Annotated in this window: 12 protein-coding genes and 4 tRNA genes; 8 read left to right on the top strand and 8 right to left on the bottom strand. The window is 59.5% G+C overall.

Annotation, left to right across the window (positions count from 1 at the left end):
- Positions 1-97: 97 nt before the first annotated feature.
- The 4 genes from ACM6IO_RS04155 to ACM6IO_RS04170 all read left to right on the top strand — a co-directional run bounded on the left by ACM6IO_RS04155 (position 98) and on the right by ACM6IO_RS04170 (position 2,849).
- Positions 98-724 carry a DUF1780 domain-containing protein gene (locus ACM6IO_RS04155; protein ID WP_032828736.1) on the top strand — a complete coding sequence of 209 codons (627 nt, stop codon included), beginning with the start codon at positions 98-100 and terminating at the stop codon, positions 722-724.
- Positions 721-1,248: an MOSC domain-containing protein gene (locus ACM6IO_RS04160; protein WP_414911004.1), complete on the top strand. Its 528-nt coding sequence runs from the start codon at positions 721-723 to the stop codon at positions 1,246-1,248. The genes ACM6IO_RS04155 and ACM6IO_RS04160 overlap by 4 nt, the downstream gene beginning before the upstream one ends.
- 68 nt (positions 1,249-1,316) lie before the next feature.
- Complete coding sequence (locus ACM6IO_RS04165) at positions 1,317-1,490, top strand: DUF3094 domain-containing protein (RefSeq protein WP_032833555.1); 174 nt, start codon at positions 1,317-1,319, stop codon at positions 1,488-1,490.
- Between the two features lie 60 nt (positions 1,491-1,550).
- The gene (locus ACM6IO_RS04170) at positions 1,551-2,849 is read left to right on the top strand and encodes an NAD(P)/FAD-dependent oxidoreductase (RefSeq protein ID WP_414911005.1); all 1,299 of its coding nucleotides are present in this window, start codon (positions 1,551-1,553) and stop codon (positions 2,847-2,849) included.
- 289 nt (positions 2,850-3,138) lie between these two features.
- Here the strand turns inward: ACM6IO_RS04170 and ACM6IO_RS04175 are convergent, their stop codons facing one another.
- The 8 genes from ACM6IO_RS04175 to rluD all read right to left on the bottom strand — a co-directional run bounded on the left by ACM6IO_RS04175 (position 3,139) and on the right by rluD (position 10,011).
- Positions 3,139-4,764, bottom strand: coding sequence for a methyl-accepting chemotaxis protein (locus ACM6IO_RS04175; RefSeq protein ID WP_414911006.1), 1,626 nt, complete (start codon positions 4,762-4,764; stop codon positions 3,139-3,141).
- A gap of 152 nt (positions 4,765-4,916) precedes the next feature.
- Positions 4,917-4,993 (bottom strand) — tRNA-Pro (locus ACM6IO_RS04180).
- Between the two features lie 95 nt (positions 4,994-5,088).
- Positions 5,089-5,164 (bottom strand) — tRNA-Lys (locus tag ACM6IO_RS04185).
- Positions 5,165-5,169: 5 nt separating this feature from the next.
- Positions 5,170-5,246, bottom strand: a tRNA-Pro gene (locus ACM6IO_RS04190).
- A 9-nt stretch (positions 5,247-5,255) separates the two neighbouring features.
- Positions 5,256-5,331 (bottom strand) — tRNA-Asn (locus ACM6IO_RS04195).
- 300 nt (positions 5,332-5,631) lie between these two features.
- Complete coding sequence (clpB, locus tag ACM6IO_RS04200; RefSeq protein WP_008037881.1) at positions 5,632-8,196, bottom strand: ATP-dependent chaperone ClpB; 2,565 nt, start codon at positions 8,194-8,196, stop codon at positions 5,632-5,634.
- A 130-nt stretch (positions 8,197-8,326) separates the two neighbouring features.
- Complete coding sequence (gene pgeF / locus ACM6IO_RS04205) at positions 8,327-9,052, bottom strand: peptidoglycan editing factor PgeF (RefSeq protein WP_192227995.1); 726 nt, start codon at positions 9,050-9,052, stop codon at positions 8,327-8,329.
- Positions 9,049-10,011 carry a 23S rRNA pseudouridine(1911/1915/1917) synthase RluD gene (rluD, locus tag ACM6IO_RS04210; protein ID WP_008028788.1) on the bottom strand — a complete coding sequence of 321 codons (963 nt, stop codon included), beginning with the start codon at positions 10,009-10,011 and terminating at the stop codon, positions 9,049-9,051. Before rluD ends, pgeF begins: the two co-directional genes overlap by 4 nt.
- Before the next feature lie 151 nt (positions 10,012-10,162).
- Here rluD and ACM6IO_RS04215 point away from each other — a divergent pair, with 151 nt between their 5' ends.
- The 4 genes from ACM6IO_RS04215 to ACM6IO_RS04230 all read left to right on the top strand — a co-directional run bounded on the left by ACM6IO_RS04215 (position 10,163) and on the right by ACM6IO_RS04230 (position 14,467).
- Positions 10,163-11,185, top strand: coding sequence for an outer membrane protein assembly factor BamD (locus tag ACM6IO_RS04215; RefSeq protein WP_008028792.1), 1,023 nt, complete (start codon positions 10,163-10,165; stop codon positions 11,183-11,185).
- 135 nt (positions 11,186-11,320) lie between these two features.
- Positions 11,321-11,554 (top strand): PP0621 family protein, encoded by a 234-nt coding sequence (locus ACM6IO_RS04220; protein WP_008037883.1) that lies wholly within the window; start codon positions 11,321-11,323, stop codon positions 11,552-11,554.
- Positions 11,544-13,133 carry a sensor histidine kinase gene (locus ACM6IO_RS04225; protein WP_280162243.1) on the top strand — a complete coding sequence of 530 codons (1,590 nt, stop codon included), beginning with the start codon at positions 11,544-11,546 and terminating at the stop codon, positions 13,131-13,133. The genes ACM6IO_RS04220 and ACM6IO_RS04225 overlap by 11 nt, the downstream gene beginning before the upstream one ends.
- A 2-nt stretch (positions 13,134-13,135) precedes the next feature.
- The gene (locus tag ACM6IO_RS04230) at positions 13,136-14,467 is read left to right on the top strand and encodes a sigma-54-dependent transcriptional regulator (RefSeq protein WP_223451755.1); all 1,332 of its coding nucleotides are present in this window, start codon (positions 13,136-13,138) and stop codon (positions 14,465-14,467) included.
- Positions 14,468-14,507: the final 40 nt, after the last annotated feature.

The following is a 14,507-nucleotide window of genomic DNA, read 5'->3' on the forward strand; positions in this document are numbered from 1 at the left end:
AAACAGGCGCGGGATGGGGCAATGGCGTGACAGGCTTTTGCTCTTCTCCGACAAACTGTCTTCTTTGCGAACGCATTTGAACGCTAAGCTTGGGCCTATGGATGACTCAGATTACTTACGCCTGCTGACCATTGCGGCCGAGCAAGCCAACGCGTTTCTTTCCAATGCCCGCAAATGGGAGCGTGAGCGTTGGGTGTGCCAGCGCCTGCTGCAAGGGCTGAACATTCCTTACCGCACCGACGAATTCGCGCCTGCCGGGGAGCCGCCGGACGTGCTGTTTCGCGAGGCGAATTTCGAAGTGTTTTTCGTGCTCGACGAAGGCCGGCGCCTCAACGATGAGTGGCGCGATGAACTGCAACGCCGACGCAGTGCGTTTTCGCTGAGTTCGCTGGTGCGTCGCGAAGCCAAACCCAGGCGCATTCCGGCCAATGAATTCCTGCTGAGACTGGCACCGACCTTGCGCAAAAAAGCGCACAACTACAAAGAGCGCGGCATGGACCTGGGCGAGTTGGACATCATTGCCTTCGCCAGCCTCAAGCGCGAAGTGCTCGACCTCAATAGCCATTTCCCGCCGCCCACCGAATACTTGCGCCAGGGCTGGCGCTCGTTGTCGCTGGTGGGGCCGACCTTCGCCCGTGTTTTATTTGCGCATCCCGACGCTCCGGATTTCCTGCGCAGCAACCTCGGTCGCAGCATCGTCTTCGATGTCGGGATCAGCCTGTGAGTCCATTGCAGGAACTGATCGCTGAAGTCCCGCAAACCGGCCGCGTACGCTGGATCGGCGTGCGCCCGCAGCCACACGTGCCGATGATAGAACTGGAGGCCGTGGAGGCGCGACTCGAGGCCGGGTTGACCGGCGATCGCGCCCGCCCCGGTGTGCGCAATGCGCGGCAGGTGACACTGATTCAGTGGGAGCATCTGGCGGTGATCAACTCGCTGATGGGCCGCTCGGAAGAAAATCCGCTGTTGCCTAATGATTTGCGGCGCAACCTCGTTATCAGTGGGATCAACCTGTTCAGCCTCAAGGGTCGCCGTTTCAAAATCGGCCAGGCGATTTTCGAAACCACCGGTTGGTGTCAGCCCTGCGCGCGCCTGCAAAACAACCTCGGCCCCGGCACCTTTCAGGCCGTTCGCGGACATGGCGGAATCACCGCCCGAGTGTTACAAAGTGGAATCATTCGCCTGGACGATACGGTCAGCGTCGAGCCTGTTCCAGCGAGCGGCTATGCTCCGTTCAATGCGGGCTGATGTGTTACGCCGCCGCCCGCATGTAGCTTCCCCACATTCAGCAACGTCTACCCCTGACGAGGCCCGATATGACCAGCCGCCTGAACCCCGACGACCAAAAGCATGTCGAAGAGTACCTGCACCTGTCCCAGCACCAAGTCGAGCGCCGGCCTTTCCGGCCGTGGATGCTCCTGGTGGTGGTGCTGGCAGTGACTATTGGCCTGGGCCTGTTGAGCCGATTTATCAGTTACCTGACGCTATGAGCTGCATCGCGCTCGCTCGGGTAATTGCACCGATTTCTTTTAGCCTTGCGAGATATCCCCATGACTCATCGTATTGTCATCGTTGGCGGCGGCGCCGGCGGTCTAGAGTTGGCTACCCGTCTGGGTAAGACTCTGGGCAAGCGCGGCACGGCCAGTGTGATGCTGGTCGACGCGAACCTGACCCACATCTGGAAACCGCTGTTGCATGAAGTGGCGGCCGGTTCCCTGAATTCTTCCGAAGACGAACTCAACTATGTTGCCCAGGCAAAATGGAACCACTTCGAGTTCCAGCTGGGGCGCATGAGCGGGCTTGATCGGGCACAGAAGAAAATCCAGCTGGCCGCCACCTATGACGAAGCCGGTCTGGAACTGGTGCCGGCGCGTGAAGTGCCGTACGACTCGCTGGTAATCGCCGTCGGCAGCACCACCAACGATTTCGGCACCCAGGGCGCGGCGCAGCATTGCCTGTTCCTCGACACGCGCAAACAGGCCGAGCGTTTCCACCAGCAACTGCTCAACCATTATTTGCGCGCGCACGCCGGGCAGACGGATGTGGTGCAGCAGATCAGCGTGGCCATCGTCGGCGCTGGCGCCACGGGCGTCGAGCTGGCCGCCGAACTGCACAACGCCGCGCATGAGCTGGCGGCCTACGGTCTGGACCGGATCAAACCGGAGAACATGCACATCACCTTGATCGAAGCCGGTCCACGGGTGCTGCCAGCGCTGCCGGAACGCATTGGCGGGCCTGTGCATAAAACCCTGGAGAAACTCGGGGTCAATGTCATGACCAACGCGGCCGTTAGCGAAGTGACCGCCGACAGCCTGATCACCGCCGACGGCAAAGTGATCAATGCCAGCCTGAAAGTCTGGGCCGCCGGGATTCGTGCGCCGAGTTTCCTCAAGGACATCGACGGTCTGGAAACCAACCGCATCAACCAGCTGCAAGTGCTGCCGACCCTGCAAACCACCCGCGACGAAAACATCTTCGCCTTCGGTGACTGCGCGGCCTGCCCGCAACCGGGCACCGATCGCAATGTGCCGCCGCGCGCCCAGGCGGCACATCAGCAGGCGTCGTTGCTGGCCAAATCGCTGAAGCTGCGGATCGAAGGCAAGGCTTTGCCTGTGTACAAGTACACAGACTACGGCTCGTTGATTTCGCTGTCGCGTTTTTCGGCTGTGGGTAACTTGATGGGCAACCTGACTGGCAGCGTGATGCTTGAGGGTTGGCTGGCGCGGATGTTTTATGTGTCGCTGTACCGCATGCACCAGATGGCACTGTATGGCGCGTTCCGCACGGCGATGTTGATGCTGGGCAGCAAGATTGGTCGCGGAACTGAGCCGCGCCTCAAGCTGCACTAATAACCATCCCCTGTGGGAGCGAGCCTGCTCGCGATAGCGGTGTGTCAGTCGCCACATGAGTTGGCTGACACACCGCTTCGCGAGCAGGCTCGCTCCCACATTTGATCTCCACTGATTTGGAGATCCGTGTCTTACTGTACCTCCCCCCGCGATTTTCCCCCTTCGCTTACAAACTCCCCCTTGCGCGACACAGCAGCGATACACCTCGCCCGTTAAATGGCCACATCCGAGCAAGGCACCCGGCCGCGCTTCTCCACCGAGAGGTGCGGCTTTTTTTCGTCTGGCGGTTTTACACCCGAAAACGCTGCACCATCCCCTGCAACGCATTGGCCAGTTTCGATAGCTCATGGCTGGAGGCACTGGTCTGATCCGCGCCGGTAGCGGAACGCACCGACAGATCACGAATGTTCACCAGATTGCGATCCACTTCCCGGGCCACTTGGGCCTGTTCTTCCGCTGCACTGGCAATCACCAGGTTGCGCTCGTGGATTTCGTGAACCGATGCAGTGATCGTCTGCAATGCGTCACCCGCCCGCTTCGCCATCACCAGAGTTTCGGCAGCACGGGAAGCGCTGGCATTCATCGAGTCCAGCGCCAGGCTCGAACCATTGCGCATGCCCTGGACCATTTGTTCGATTTCCTGGGTCGATTGCTGCGTGCGATGCGCCAGTGCACGTACTTCATCGGCCACCACCGCAAAACCGCGCCCGCTTTCACCCGCACGCGCCGCTTCAATCGCAGCGTTGAGCGCCAACAGATTGGTTTGCTCGGCAATGGCCCGAATCACATCCAGCACCTTGCCGATGTCCTGGGACTGATTGGCCAGCGATTGCACCAACTCACCGGTGTGCTGCACATCATTGGCCAGGTCGCTGATAGCACTCGCGGTTTCGCTGACCCGCTCCTGCCCCAGATGCGCCGACTCGCTGGACTGGCGAGTGGCATCGGAGGTCGACACTGCGTTGCGCGCAACTTCTTCGACGGCGGAGGTCATTTCGTTGACCGCCGTGGCGGCTTGCTCAATCTCGTTGTTCTGTTGTTGCAGGCCCTGGGTGCTATCCAGGGTGACGGCGTTCAGCTCATCCGCCGCCGTGGCCAGCTGCGTCGCCGAGCCACTGATGGCTTGCAGGGTTTCCCGCAGGTTCTGCTGCATGGTCGCCAGCGCCTTGAGCAAACGGCTCACTTCGTCGTTGCCATGGGTCGCGATAGGTCGGGTCAAATCGCCCTGCGCCACGCTTTCCGCCGCACTCAGGGCTTCGTTCAGCGGACGGACGATACTGCGAGTCAGCAACATTGCCAGGCCGACTGTCGCCAGCGCCGCGAGTGCGATGAACAGGCTGACGATGGACCGCGAGGTTTTGTAGTGCGCTGCGGATTTCTGGCTTTCAACGGCGACCTGTTTGGCGAACAGGTCCGCCAGGTCATTGAGCTGCTTGCCGGAACCATCGACCACGGTTTTCATGTCGATCAACAGCAGTTTGGTCAGCTCGTCACGGCGACCTTGCTCGGCCAGGGTGAACGACTGGGCAATGCCGGTGCGATAGGCGGCGAAGGTGGTTTTGAACTGGTCGTACAAGGCCTGGCCTTCAGCGGTGTCGACCAACTTGTCGTAAGCCGCAATCTTCTCGCTCAGTTCCTTGTCGCGGGTGTCCATCTGGCCGCGGTAGGTTGAAATGTTCTTTGGGTCTTGATCCAGTGCCATGCGCAAGGAAATGGTACGGATGCGCAGCATCAGCTCGCGGATCTCATCACCACCACGGATGCTCGGCAGCCATTGCTTCTCCACCGCCACCTCGCTCTCGCGAATGCTCGACATCTGCCCCAGGGCAAATATTCCAAGCAACGCCACCAGCACGGCAATCAAGGCAAAACCCAGCGCAGCACGAGGGGCAATATTCAGCTGACGAAGAAACATAACGAGTGCCTTTCTTGTTGTTGGCCTGAATGGGAGGTCGCGAGTGCGCCCCGACAGCTCGTTATCGGCTAGTTGTACGATGACTTGAAAGGATTCGGCTTTTTCAAAGGCAAAAAAAATCCCCGTATCTTTCGATACGAGGATTTTTAATATGGTCGGGGTAAGGGGATTCGAACTCCTGACATCCTGCTCCCAAAGCAGGCGCGCTACCGGACTGCGCTATACCCCGGTAAAAAAAAGGCACCTTTAAAAGGCGCCTTCTGCGAACAGAGCTTTTGGCGTCTGATCTTAAGATTCGATTCCAGCGTTAACTGGTTTCAAAAATGGTGGGTCGTGTGGGATTCGAACCTACGACCAATTGGTTAAAAGCCAACTGCTCTACCAACTGAGCTAACGACCCAAAAATGGTCGGGGTAAGGGGATTCGAACTCCTGACATCCTGCTCCCAAAGCAGGCGCGCTACCGGACTGCGCTATACCCCGGTTTGAAATTGGCTCCGTGACCAGGACTCGAACCTGGGACCCAATGATTAACAGTCATTTGCTCTACCGACTGAGCTATCACGGAACTACATATTTCAATTTACAACGGTGAAGCTTTACTGCGTTCTCTTCGACCCGTTCGCATCGCTGCGTTCGTGTGTCTGAGGCGCGCTATTCTACAATCTTAAGCACCTCTGTCAACCCCCTAAATTGCATTCAAGTTAATGATTTGCAACTTATTTCAGATTCCTGCTTGGGGAGCAGAAACCCTTCCGGGTGACTTACTGCGGGGCGCACTTTACAAGCCTTTTCCTTTGAGTTCAACAACCTGACGAAAAAAAGGCCTCGCAATGCGAGGCCTCTTCAGTTTTGTTGCTAACGCGGATCAGGCGAAGACGATTTCGTCGTTTTCCACCACACCCTTGGCGGTATCGCCGGGCATGAAACGCCCCGACAAAATCAGCTGCGCCAGCGGGTTTTCGATCCAGCGCTGAATCGCACGTTTGAGTGGCCGTGCGCCGTACACCGGGTCGTAGCCAACCGCGATCAGCTTATCCATGGCCTCAGGGCTGAGTTCCAGTTTCAGTTCGCGCTCAGTCAGGCGACTGCGCAGACGACCCAACTGGATCTCGGTAATGCCCGCGATCTGATCCCGCGCCAATGGCTCGAAGATCACCACTTCGTCGACCCGGTTGATGAACTCCGGCCGGAAGTGCGTGGAAATCGCATCCATCACCGCTGCGCGCTGAGCCTCACGATCACCGACCAGTTCCTGGATCTGTACCGAGCCCAGGTTGGAGGTCATGACGATCACGGTGTTCTTGAAATCCACCGTGCGGCCATGGCTGTCGGTCAGGCGGCCATCTTCCAGCACTTGCAGCAAGATGTTGAACACGTCCGGGTGGGCCTTCTCGACCTCATCCAGCAGGATCACCGAATAAGGCTTGCGACGCACCGCCTCGGTCAGGTAGCCGCCCTCTTCATACCCTACGTAGCCTGGTGGCGCACCGATCAACCGGGCCACGGAATGTTTCTCCATGAACTCGGACATGTCGATCCGCACCATCGCCTCTTCGGTATCAAAGAGGAACTCGGCCAACGCCTTGCACAACTCGGTTTTACCGACACCGGTCGGGCCGAGGAACATGAACGAACCGCTTGGACGATTCGGGTCGGACAAACCGGCCCGCGAACGACGCACCGCGTTGGAAACCGCGATCACCGCTTCGTCCTGACCGATCACACGCTGGTGCAACAGGCCTTCCATCTTCATCAGCTTGTCGCGCTCGCCTTCGAGCATTTTCGACACCGGAATGCCGGTCCACTTCGAGACGACTTCGGCGATTTCTTCCTCGGTCACCTTGCTGCGCAGCAACTGGTTTTCGCTTTTGCCATGCTGGTCGACCATTTGCAGGCTGCGCTCCAGGTCCGGGATCACCCCGTATTGCAGCTCGGCCATGCGGTTCAGGTCGCCTTTACGGCGTGCGGCTTCCAGTTCCTGGCGGGACTGTTCGATTTTCTGCTGGATCTGCGCAGAACCCTGGACTTCGGCTTTTTCCGAGTTCCAGATTTCTTCGAGGTCCGAATACTCACGCTCATGACGAACGATTTCTTCCTGGAGTTTTTCCAGACGCTTGATCGCCGCTTCGTCGCTCTCTTTCTTCAGCGCCTGGGATTCCACCTTCAGCTGAATCAGACGGCGCTCCAGACGGTCCAGCACTTCTGGCTTGGAGTCGATCTCCATGCGGATGCGGCTGGCGGCTTCGTCGATCAGGTCGATGGCCTTGTCCGGCAACTGACGATCGGTGATGTAGCGATGACTGAGCTTGGCTGCAGCGATGATCGCGCCGTCGGTGATCGCCACTTTGTGGTGAACTTCATAACGCTCTTTCAGGCCACGCAGAATGGCGATGGTGTCTTCTTCGCTCGGTTCATCCACCAACACTTTCTGGAAGCGCCGCTCAAGGGCCGCGTCCTTCTCTATATATTGGCGGTACTCGTTGAGCGTGGTCGCGCCGACGCAGTGCAACTCGCCACGGGCCAACGCAGGTTTGAGCATGTTGCCCGCATCCATCGAACCTTCGCCTTTACCGGCGCCGACCATGGTGTGCAGTTCGTCGATGAACAGAATGATCTGCCCTTCCTGCTTCGACAGCTCGTTGAGCAGGGATTTCAGGCGTTCTTCGAACTCGCCACGGTACTTGGCACCGGCAATCAACGCACCCATGTCCAGGGACAGCAGGCGTTTGCCTTTCAGGCCATCCGGCACTTCGCCGTTGATGATGCGCTGGGCCAGGCCTTCGGCGATGGCGGTTTTACCCACGCCAGGCTCACCGATCAGCACCGGGTTGTTCTTGGTGCGGCGTTGCAGCACCTGAATGGTCCGGCGAATTTCGTCGTCACGACCGATTACCGGATCGAGCTTGCCGTCTTCGGCGCGCTTGGTCAGGTCGACGGTGTATTTATCCAGCGCCTGACGCGACTCTTCGTGGTTGGCGTCGTTGACCGCTTCGCCACCACGCAGGTTGTTGATCGCGTTTTCCAGGGCTTTTTTGCTGACGCCCTGACCGAGCAACAATTTGCCGAGCTTGCTGTTCTCGTCCATGGCGGCGAGCAGCACCAGCTCACTGGAAATGAACTGATCGCCCTTCTGCTGGGCCAGGCGATCCGCCTGGTTGAGCAGACGCGCCAAGTCCTGCGACATGTTGACGTCGCCGGTCGGGTTCTGGATTTTTGGCAGCTGGTCGAGCTCTTTGGTCAGCTCTTTACGCAGGCTGTTGACGTCAAAACCGACCTGCATCAACAGGGGTTTGATCGAACCACCCTGCTGTTCAAGCATGGCTTGCATCAAATGCGCCGGTTCAATACCGGGATGGTCGAGGCCGACGGCCAGCGATTGGGCGTCGGATAGAGCTAACTGCAATTTGCTGGTTAAACGATCTATACGCATGGGTCACCTTCCTTTTGAGCAGGCCGGACCTATAAAACATCCTGAATGAAGAAACCTGCCAGATACCGCTATAGATGTGGTCGATTCTGGGAGTTTCAAGCGTCGTACAGTTGACGCAGGTCAGAGGAGTTTAGCGTTCGAGCCAGATAAGGGAGGCAAACCGACCGGTGCGAGGGCTGCGGCGGTAAGAAAAGAAGCGGGGATCGGTCACGGTGCAGAAACCGCCACCATAAACAGCAGTGACACCACGAGCCGCCAGACGCAAACGCGCCAGCTCATAGATGTCAGCCATGAATTTGCCAGCGTTTTGGCTGGGCACGAAGGCTTTCGCGGATTCGGGCAATTGCTCGACGAAGGTAGCCCGCACTTCCGGGCCGACTTCAAAGGCTTGCGGGCCAATGGCCGGACCGAGCCAGACCAGCACGTCTTCCGAGGGCACGGCCAGCGCATCGAGCGTCGCTTCGAGCACACCCGCCGCCAACCCGCGCCAACCGGCGTGGGCCGCAGCGACACGAGTGCCGGCACGGTCGCAGAACAACGCGGGCAGGCAATCAGCCGTCATCGCCGCGCAGGCAATACCGGGCGTTGCCGTCCAGCTGGCGTCGGCGGTGGCCACAAGGCTTGGGTCCGCATGAGCCACGGCGATGCCGTGAACCTGCTTCAACCAGGCCGGCTGCATGGAGAAATGATCGGTGAGGCGACGGCGGTTTTCGGCAACAGCTTCGGGGCTGTCGTCGACGTGATCGCCGAGGTTGAGGCTGTCGAACGGCGCCAGACTGACGCCGCCCGCACGGGTGGTGACGCAGGCTTTCACCCCGGCAGGCGCAGGCCAGTCGGGAATCAGCCAGTCACTCATCCGATGAACGCCTCGCGGTCTTGCTTGAGCAGCGTCAGCAACCAGACGAAATCGTCCGGCAGTGGCGATTCCCAGCTCATGCGTTTACCGGTAGTCGGGTGATCCAGCTCCAGGAACCGCGCATGCAGCGCCTGACGCGGGAACGTCTTCAAGGAATCGACCATGGTCTGGCTGGCGGCTGGCGGAATACGGAAACGACCGCCGTAGGCAGGATCTCCGACCAACGGGTAGTTGATGTGCGCCATGTGCACGCGAATCTGGTGCGTACGACCGGTTTCCAGCTTCACCCGCACGTGAGTGTGGGAGCGGAAACGCTCAAGCACACGGTAATGGCTGACGGCTTGCTTGCCACCTTCCATCACGGCCATGCGCTGGCGTTGCTGGCCGTGACGACCGATCGGCGCGTTGATCTTGCCGCCCGCCGTCACCACGCCGATCACGATGCACTCGTAGATCCGGCTGACGCTGCGGCTCTGCAACTGTGTCACCAGCTGCGTCTGCGCTTGAATGGTCTTGGCCACCACCATCAGACCGGTGGTGTCCTTGTCCAGACGATGCACGATACCGGCGCGGGGCACATTGATGATGTCCGGCACGTGGTGCAGCAAGGCGTTGAGCAAGGTGCCATCAGCGTGACCGGCAGCCGGGTGCACCACCAGGCCCGCAGGCTTGTTGATCACCAGGATGTCGTCGTCTTCATAGACGATGTCCAGCTCGATGTCTTGAGCGATCCATTCGCCCTGAGCTTCCTGCTCGGCAGTCAGTTCAAGAATGGCGCCACCGTGAACGATGTCTCGCGGGCGGATAACCGCCCCATCCACAGTCAGGCGGCCGTCTTTGATCCAGGCGGAAAGGCGCGAGCGCGAGTGCTCAGCGAATAATTGTGCGGCGACTTGATCGAGGCGTTGGCCGCCCAATTCGGACGGCACCTCTGCGCGAAGTTCAATTTTATCGGACATGCTCAGACTAGGCGTCGGCACAGCCTTTGGTTTCGGCTGCGCGCTTGTGGTTAAATACGGCGTCTTTTGCCCCGAGGCTATTCAACGGGGCGCTCATCATAACAGGACGGCCCCGCCCAAGACAGCGGCCGTCATAGGGACGCAAGCCGCCATGCAAGTGAAACACCTGCTGCTGATCGCCATCCTCGCATTGACCGCTGCTTGCTCATCGAAGGAAGTCGTAGACGAAAACCTTAGCGAAGTCGAGCTGTACCAGCAGGCTCAGCAAGATCTGGACAACAATAGCTACACCGCCGCCACAGCCAAGCTGAAGGCGCTGGAGTCGCGTTATCCGTTCGGTCGCTACGCCGATCAGGCTCAACTCGAGCTTATCTACGCCAACTACAAGAACACCGAGCCTGAGGCTGCGAAGTCTGCCGCCGAGCGTTTCATTCGTTTGCACCCTCAGCATCCGAACGTGGACTACGCCTATTACCTCAAGGGCCTGACCTCTTTCGACCAGGACGTCGGCCTGCTGTCGCGTTTCCTGCCGCTGGACATGACCAAGCGTGACCCGGGTGCTGCCCGCGACTCCTACAACGAGTTCGCCCAACTGACCAGCCGCTTCCCGAACAGCCGCTACTCGCCGGACGCCAAGCAGCGCATGATTTACCTGCGCAACCTGCTGGCTGCCTACGAGATTCACGTCGCCGACTACTACCTGACCCGTCAGGCCTACGTCGCTGCCGCGAACCGTGGTCGTTACGTGGTGGAAAACTTCCAGGAAACCCCATCGGTCGGCGACGGCCTGGCGGTGATGACTGAAGCCTACCAGCGTCTGCACCTGGACGACCTGGCAGCCACCAGCCTCGAAACCCTGAAGCTCAACTACCCGAACCACCCAACGCTGGTAGACGGTCAGTTCGTGCCATCGGTCGACGAAGCCGACAACCGTTCGTGGTTGAGCAAGGCGACTCTGGGCCTGATCGAATCCCGTCCACCGCTGCCGCCGGGCGAAACCCGCGCCAACCAGGACGTGCAGAGACAATTCCGGGACGCCAAAGAAGCGATTCCGAACGATCTCAAGCCTAAAGATGAAAATGGCGACGTGATCGAAGAAGAAAATCACGAAGCGGAAGGCAACAACAGCGACCGCTCGTGGTTCAGCTACATGACCTTCGGCGTGTTCGACTGATACGACCGGTGGTGCAAAAAGGAGCCTTTCGAGGCTCCTTTTTTATGTCCGGACTTTTATTGCGGCGCTAACAGGCTGTGCGCCCGTCATGTCCTTGGCTAAACTGCTTAATCACTCGTCATAAAGCAGCTCATCATGCTTCGTTTACTGTTCTGGATCGCCCTGATTGCCGCTGCGGTATGGTTCTGGCGCAAGTTCAAGGGTCAGGCTTCTGTGCCCAAGTCCCCCGCCGAACTGGAAGCCGCGCCCATGGTCCGCTGCGCCCATTGCGGCGTACACCTGCCCCGCGACCGCGCGCTGAGCCTTCAACAACAGTGGTATTGCAGCCAGGCTCACCTCGAGCAAGGCCCGGGCTCCAGTGATCGCTGAGACGTCCAGTCCCGGCAGCAAACAGGCTCAGCGACTGCTGCGCCTTTATCACCTCTACCGCCTAAGCGTCGGCATCACCTTGGTGCTGCTGATCTCCAGCAACCTGGACAACCAGTTGCTGACGTTCGCCAATGACAGCCTGTTGCGCAGTGGCAGCTGGCTGTACCTGGTGCTGAACATCTTGCTGGTGGTCTTCTTCGAGAACACTCGCCGCCCGGCGCAACTGTTCAGCCTGGCGCTGATTGATGTCCTGCTCTTGTGTGGCTTGTTCTACGCCGCCGGCGGTGTCGCCAGCGCCATCGGCAACTTGCTGATCGTCTCGGTGGCCATCAGCAACACCTTGTTGCGAAGCCGCATCGGCCTGCTGATCGCCGCCGTGGGCGCGCTCGGCATCGTCGGGCTGAGCTTTCTCCTGAGTTTCAGCCATCCCGCCAGCCCCAACGATTACCTGCAAGCCGGCACCCTCGGTGTGTTGTGCTTTGCCGCGGCGTTGCTGGTGCAAGGCTTGATCCAACGCCTGGAAGTCAGCGAAACCCTCGCCGAACAACGGGCCAGCGAAGTCGTCGGCCTCGAAGCCCTCAATGCATTGATCCTGCAACGCATGCGCACCGGCATCCTGGTGCTCGACGGCCAACTGCGGGTGCAATTGGCCAACCACAGCGCGCTGATCTTACTGGGCCGAGACCATCTTGAAGGCCAACGGATCGCCGACTGCTCGCCCATTCTGGTCGAACGCCTGCAACTGTGGCGGAACAATCCGACGCTGCGCCCCCAGAGCCTGAAAATCGCCAACAGCGGCCTGGAACTGCAACCGAGCTTCATTGCCCTGGCCCAAAGCCCACACCACCAGACCCTGGTCTTCCTTGAGGATCTCGCACAAATAGCCCAACAGGCCCAACAACTGAAGCTCGCCGCTTTGGGCCGCCTGACGGCTGGTATCGCCCACGAAATTCGCAATCCTTTGGGCGCCATTAGTCATGCCGCTCAGCTATTGCAGGAATCGGAGGAACTGAACGGCGCGGATCGACGTCTGACCCAGATTATTCAAGACCACTCTCAGCGAATGAATCGGGTTATCGAAAACGTCCTGCAACTGTCCCGCCGTCAGCAAACCGTGCCGCAACGACTCGATCTGAAGCCGTGGCTGGAGCAGTTCGTGGCCGACAGTCGCGAAAGTGCGCTCGATCGTCAGCAGATTCACCTGCGCATCGGTTCAGGCGACTTCAAAACCCTGATGGACCCGAACCAGCTCACCCAGATTCTCGACAATTTGTTGCGCAACGCCTGGCGTCATAGCGCTCAGGTCCACGATCAGGCGCAGGTCTGGCTCGATTTGTTTGTCGACCCCGACAGCCAGTTGCCGATCATCGAGGTTCGGGACGATGGCCCCGGCGTGGCACCGGACCAGCAGGTGCATTTGTTCGAACCGTTCTATACCACCAGCGCCCAAGGCACAGGCCTGGGGCTGTATCTGTCCCGTGAGCTGTGCGAAAGCAACCAGGCCCGCCTAGACTTCAAGCCACGCCATGATGGCGGCTGCTTTCGCATCACCTTTGCTCACGGACGGAAACAAAGTTGAACATGTGCCCACGGCAAAAAGTCCTGATCGTCGACGACGAGCCGGATATCCGCGAACTCCTGGAAATCACCCTGGGACGGATGAAACTCGACACCTTCAGCGCCCGTAACCTCGGCGAAGCCCTGGCGCTGTTGAAGCGTGAGACGTTCGACCTGTGCCTGACCGACATGCGCCTGCCGGACGGCACCGGTCTTGAACTGGTGCAACATATCCAGCAACGCGCCCCAAACCTGCCGGTGGCCATGATTACCGCCTACGGCAGCCTCGAAACGGCGATCAACGCCCTCAAGGCCGGCGCCTTCGACTTCCTGACCAAACCGGTGGACCTCACGCGATTGCGTGAACTGGTCACCAGCGCCCTGCGCATGCCGGCACCGGGCGCAGCCATCGACCGACGATTGCTGGGCGATTCGCTGCCCATGCGTAACCTGCGTAAACAAATCGACAAACTGGCCCGCAGTCAGGCGCCGGTCTACATCAGCGGCGAGTCCGGCAGCGGCAAGGAACTGGTCGCCCGACTGATCCACGAACAAGGACCGCGCGCCAACCAGCCGTTTGTCCCGGTCAATTGCGGCGCGATACCGTCGGAACTGATGGAAAGCGAGTTTTTCGGCCATCGCAAAGGCAGCTTCAGCGGCGCTATCGAAGACAAACCCGGACTGTTCCAGGCCGCCCAGGGAGGCACGCTGTTCCTCGACGAAGTGGCCGACTTGCCACTGTCGATGCAGGTCAAACTGCTGCGGGCGATTCAGGAAAAAGCCGTTCGCAGCGTTGGCGGCCAACAGGAAACCGTGGTCGATGTGCGGATCCTCTGCGCCACCCACAAAGACCTCGACGCCGAAGTCGCCGCTGAACGCTTTCGCCAGGATTTGTATTACCGGCTGAATGTGATCGAACTGCGGGTTCCGCCTTTGCGCGAGCGCCGCGACGACATCGAGTCATTGGCCGGTCATGTGCTCAAGCGTCTGGCGGCAGCCAGCGGCCAACCCGTCCCGAAGCTCCACCCACAAGCGCTTGAAGCGCTGAAAAGCTATCGCTTTCCGGGCAATGTGCGGGAATTGGAGAACATGCTCGAACGCGCCCACACCCTGTGCGACAACAAACAGATCGAAGCCAGCGACCTGCGACTGGCCGAAGGCAATTGCAGCGCCGACAGCGGTGTGCCGGACCTGACGCAGATCGACAATCTGGAAGACTATCTGGAAAACGTCGAACGCAAACTCATCCTCCAGGCCCTGGAGGAAACCCGCTGGAACCGCACGGCAGCGGCTCAGCGATTGAATTTGTCGTTTCGGTCGATGCGTTACAGGTTGAAGAAATTCGGGCTGGATTGAGGGCCCCTTCGCGGGCAAGCCTCGCTCCTACAGATGTCAA

It is taken from the genome of Pseudomonas sp. IT-P44, assembly GCF_949768225.1.
GTDB classification, from domain to species: Bacteria; Pseudomonadota; Gammaproteobacteria; order Pseudomonadales; family Pseudomonadaceae; genus Aquipseudomonas; species Aquipseudomonas migulae.

Excerpts from the sequence above, each read along its gene's own strand:
- ACM6IO_RS04155 (WP_032828736.1), top strand. The coding sequence starts at position 98 with ATGGATGACTCAGATTACTTACGCCTGCTGACCATTGCGGCCGAGCAA.
- ACM6IO_RS04165 (WP_032833555.1), top strand. The coding sequence starts at position 1,317 with ATGACCAGCCGCCTGAACCCCGACGACCAAAAGCATGTCGAAGAGTAC.
- ACM6IO_RS04170 (WP_414911005.1), top strand. The coding sequence starts at position 1,551 with ATGACTCATCGTATTGTCATCGTTGGCGGCGGCGCCGGCGGTCTAGAG.
- ACM6IO_RS04175 (WP_414911006.1), bottom strand. The coding sequence starts at position 4,764 with ATGTTTCTTCGTCAGCTGAATATTGCCCCTCGTGCTGCGCTGGGTTTT.
- clpB (WP_008037881.1), bottom strand. The coding sequence starts at position 8,196 with ATGCGTATAGATCGTTTAACCAGCAAATTGCAGTTAGCTCTATCCGAC.
- pgeF (WP_192227995.1), bottom strand. The coding sequence starts at position 9,052 with ATGAGTGACTGGCTGATTCCCGACTGGCCTGCGCCTGCCGGGGTGAAA.
- rluD (WP_008028788.1), bottom strand. The coding sequence starts at position 10,011 with ATGTCCGATAAAATTGAACTTCGCGCAGAGGTGCCGTCCGAATTGGGC.
- ACM6IO_RS04215 (WP_008028792.1), top strand. The coding sequence starts at position 10,163 with ATGCAAGTGAAACACCTGCTGCTGATCGCCATCCTCGCATTGACCGCT.
- ACM6IO_RS04220 (WP_008037883.1), top strand. The coding sequence starts at position 11,321 with ATGCTTCGTTTACTGTTCTGGATCGCCCTGATTGCCGCTGCGGTATGG.
- ACM6IO_RS04230 (WP_223451755.1), top strand. The coding sequence starts at position 13,136 with ATGTGCCCACGGCAAAAAGTCCTGATCGTCGACGACGAGCCGGATATC.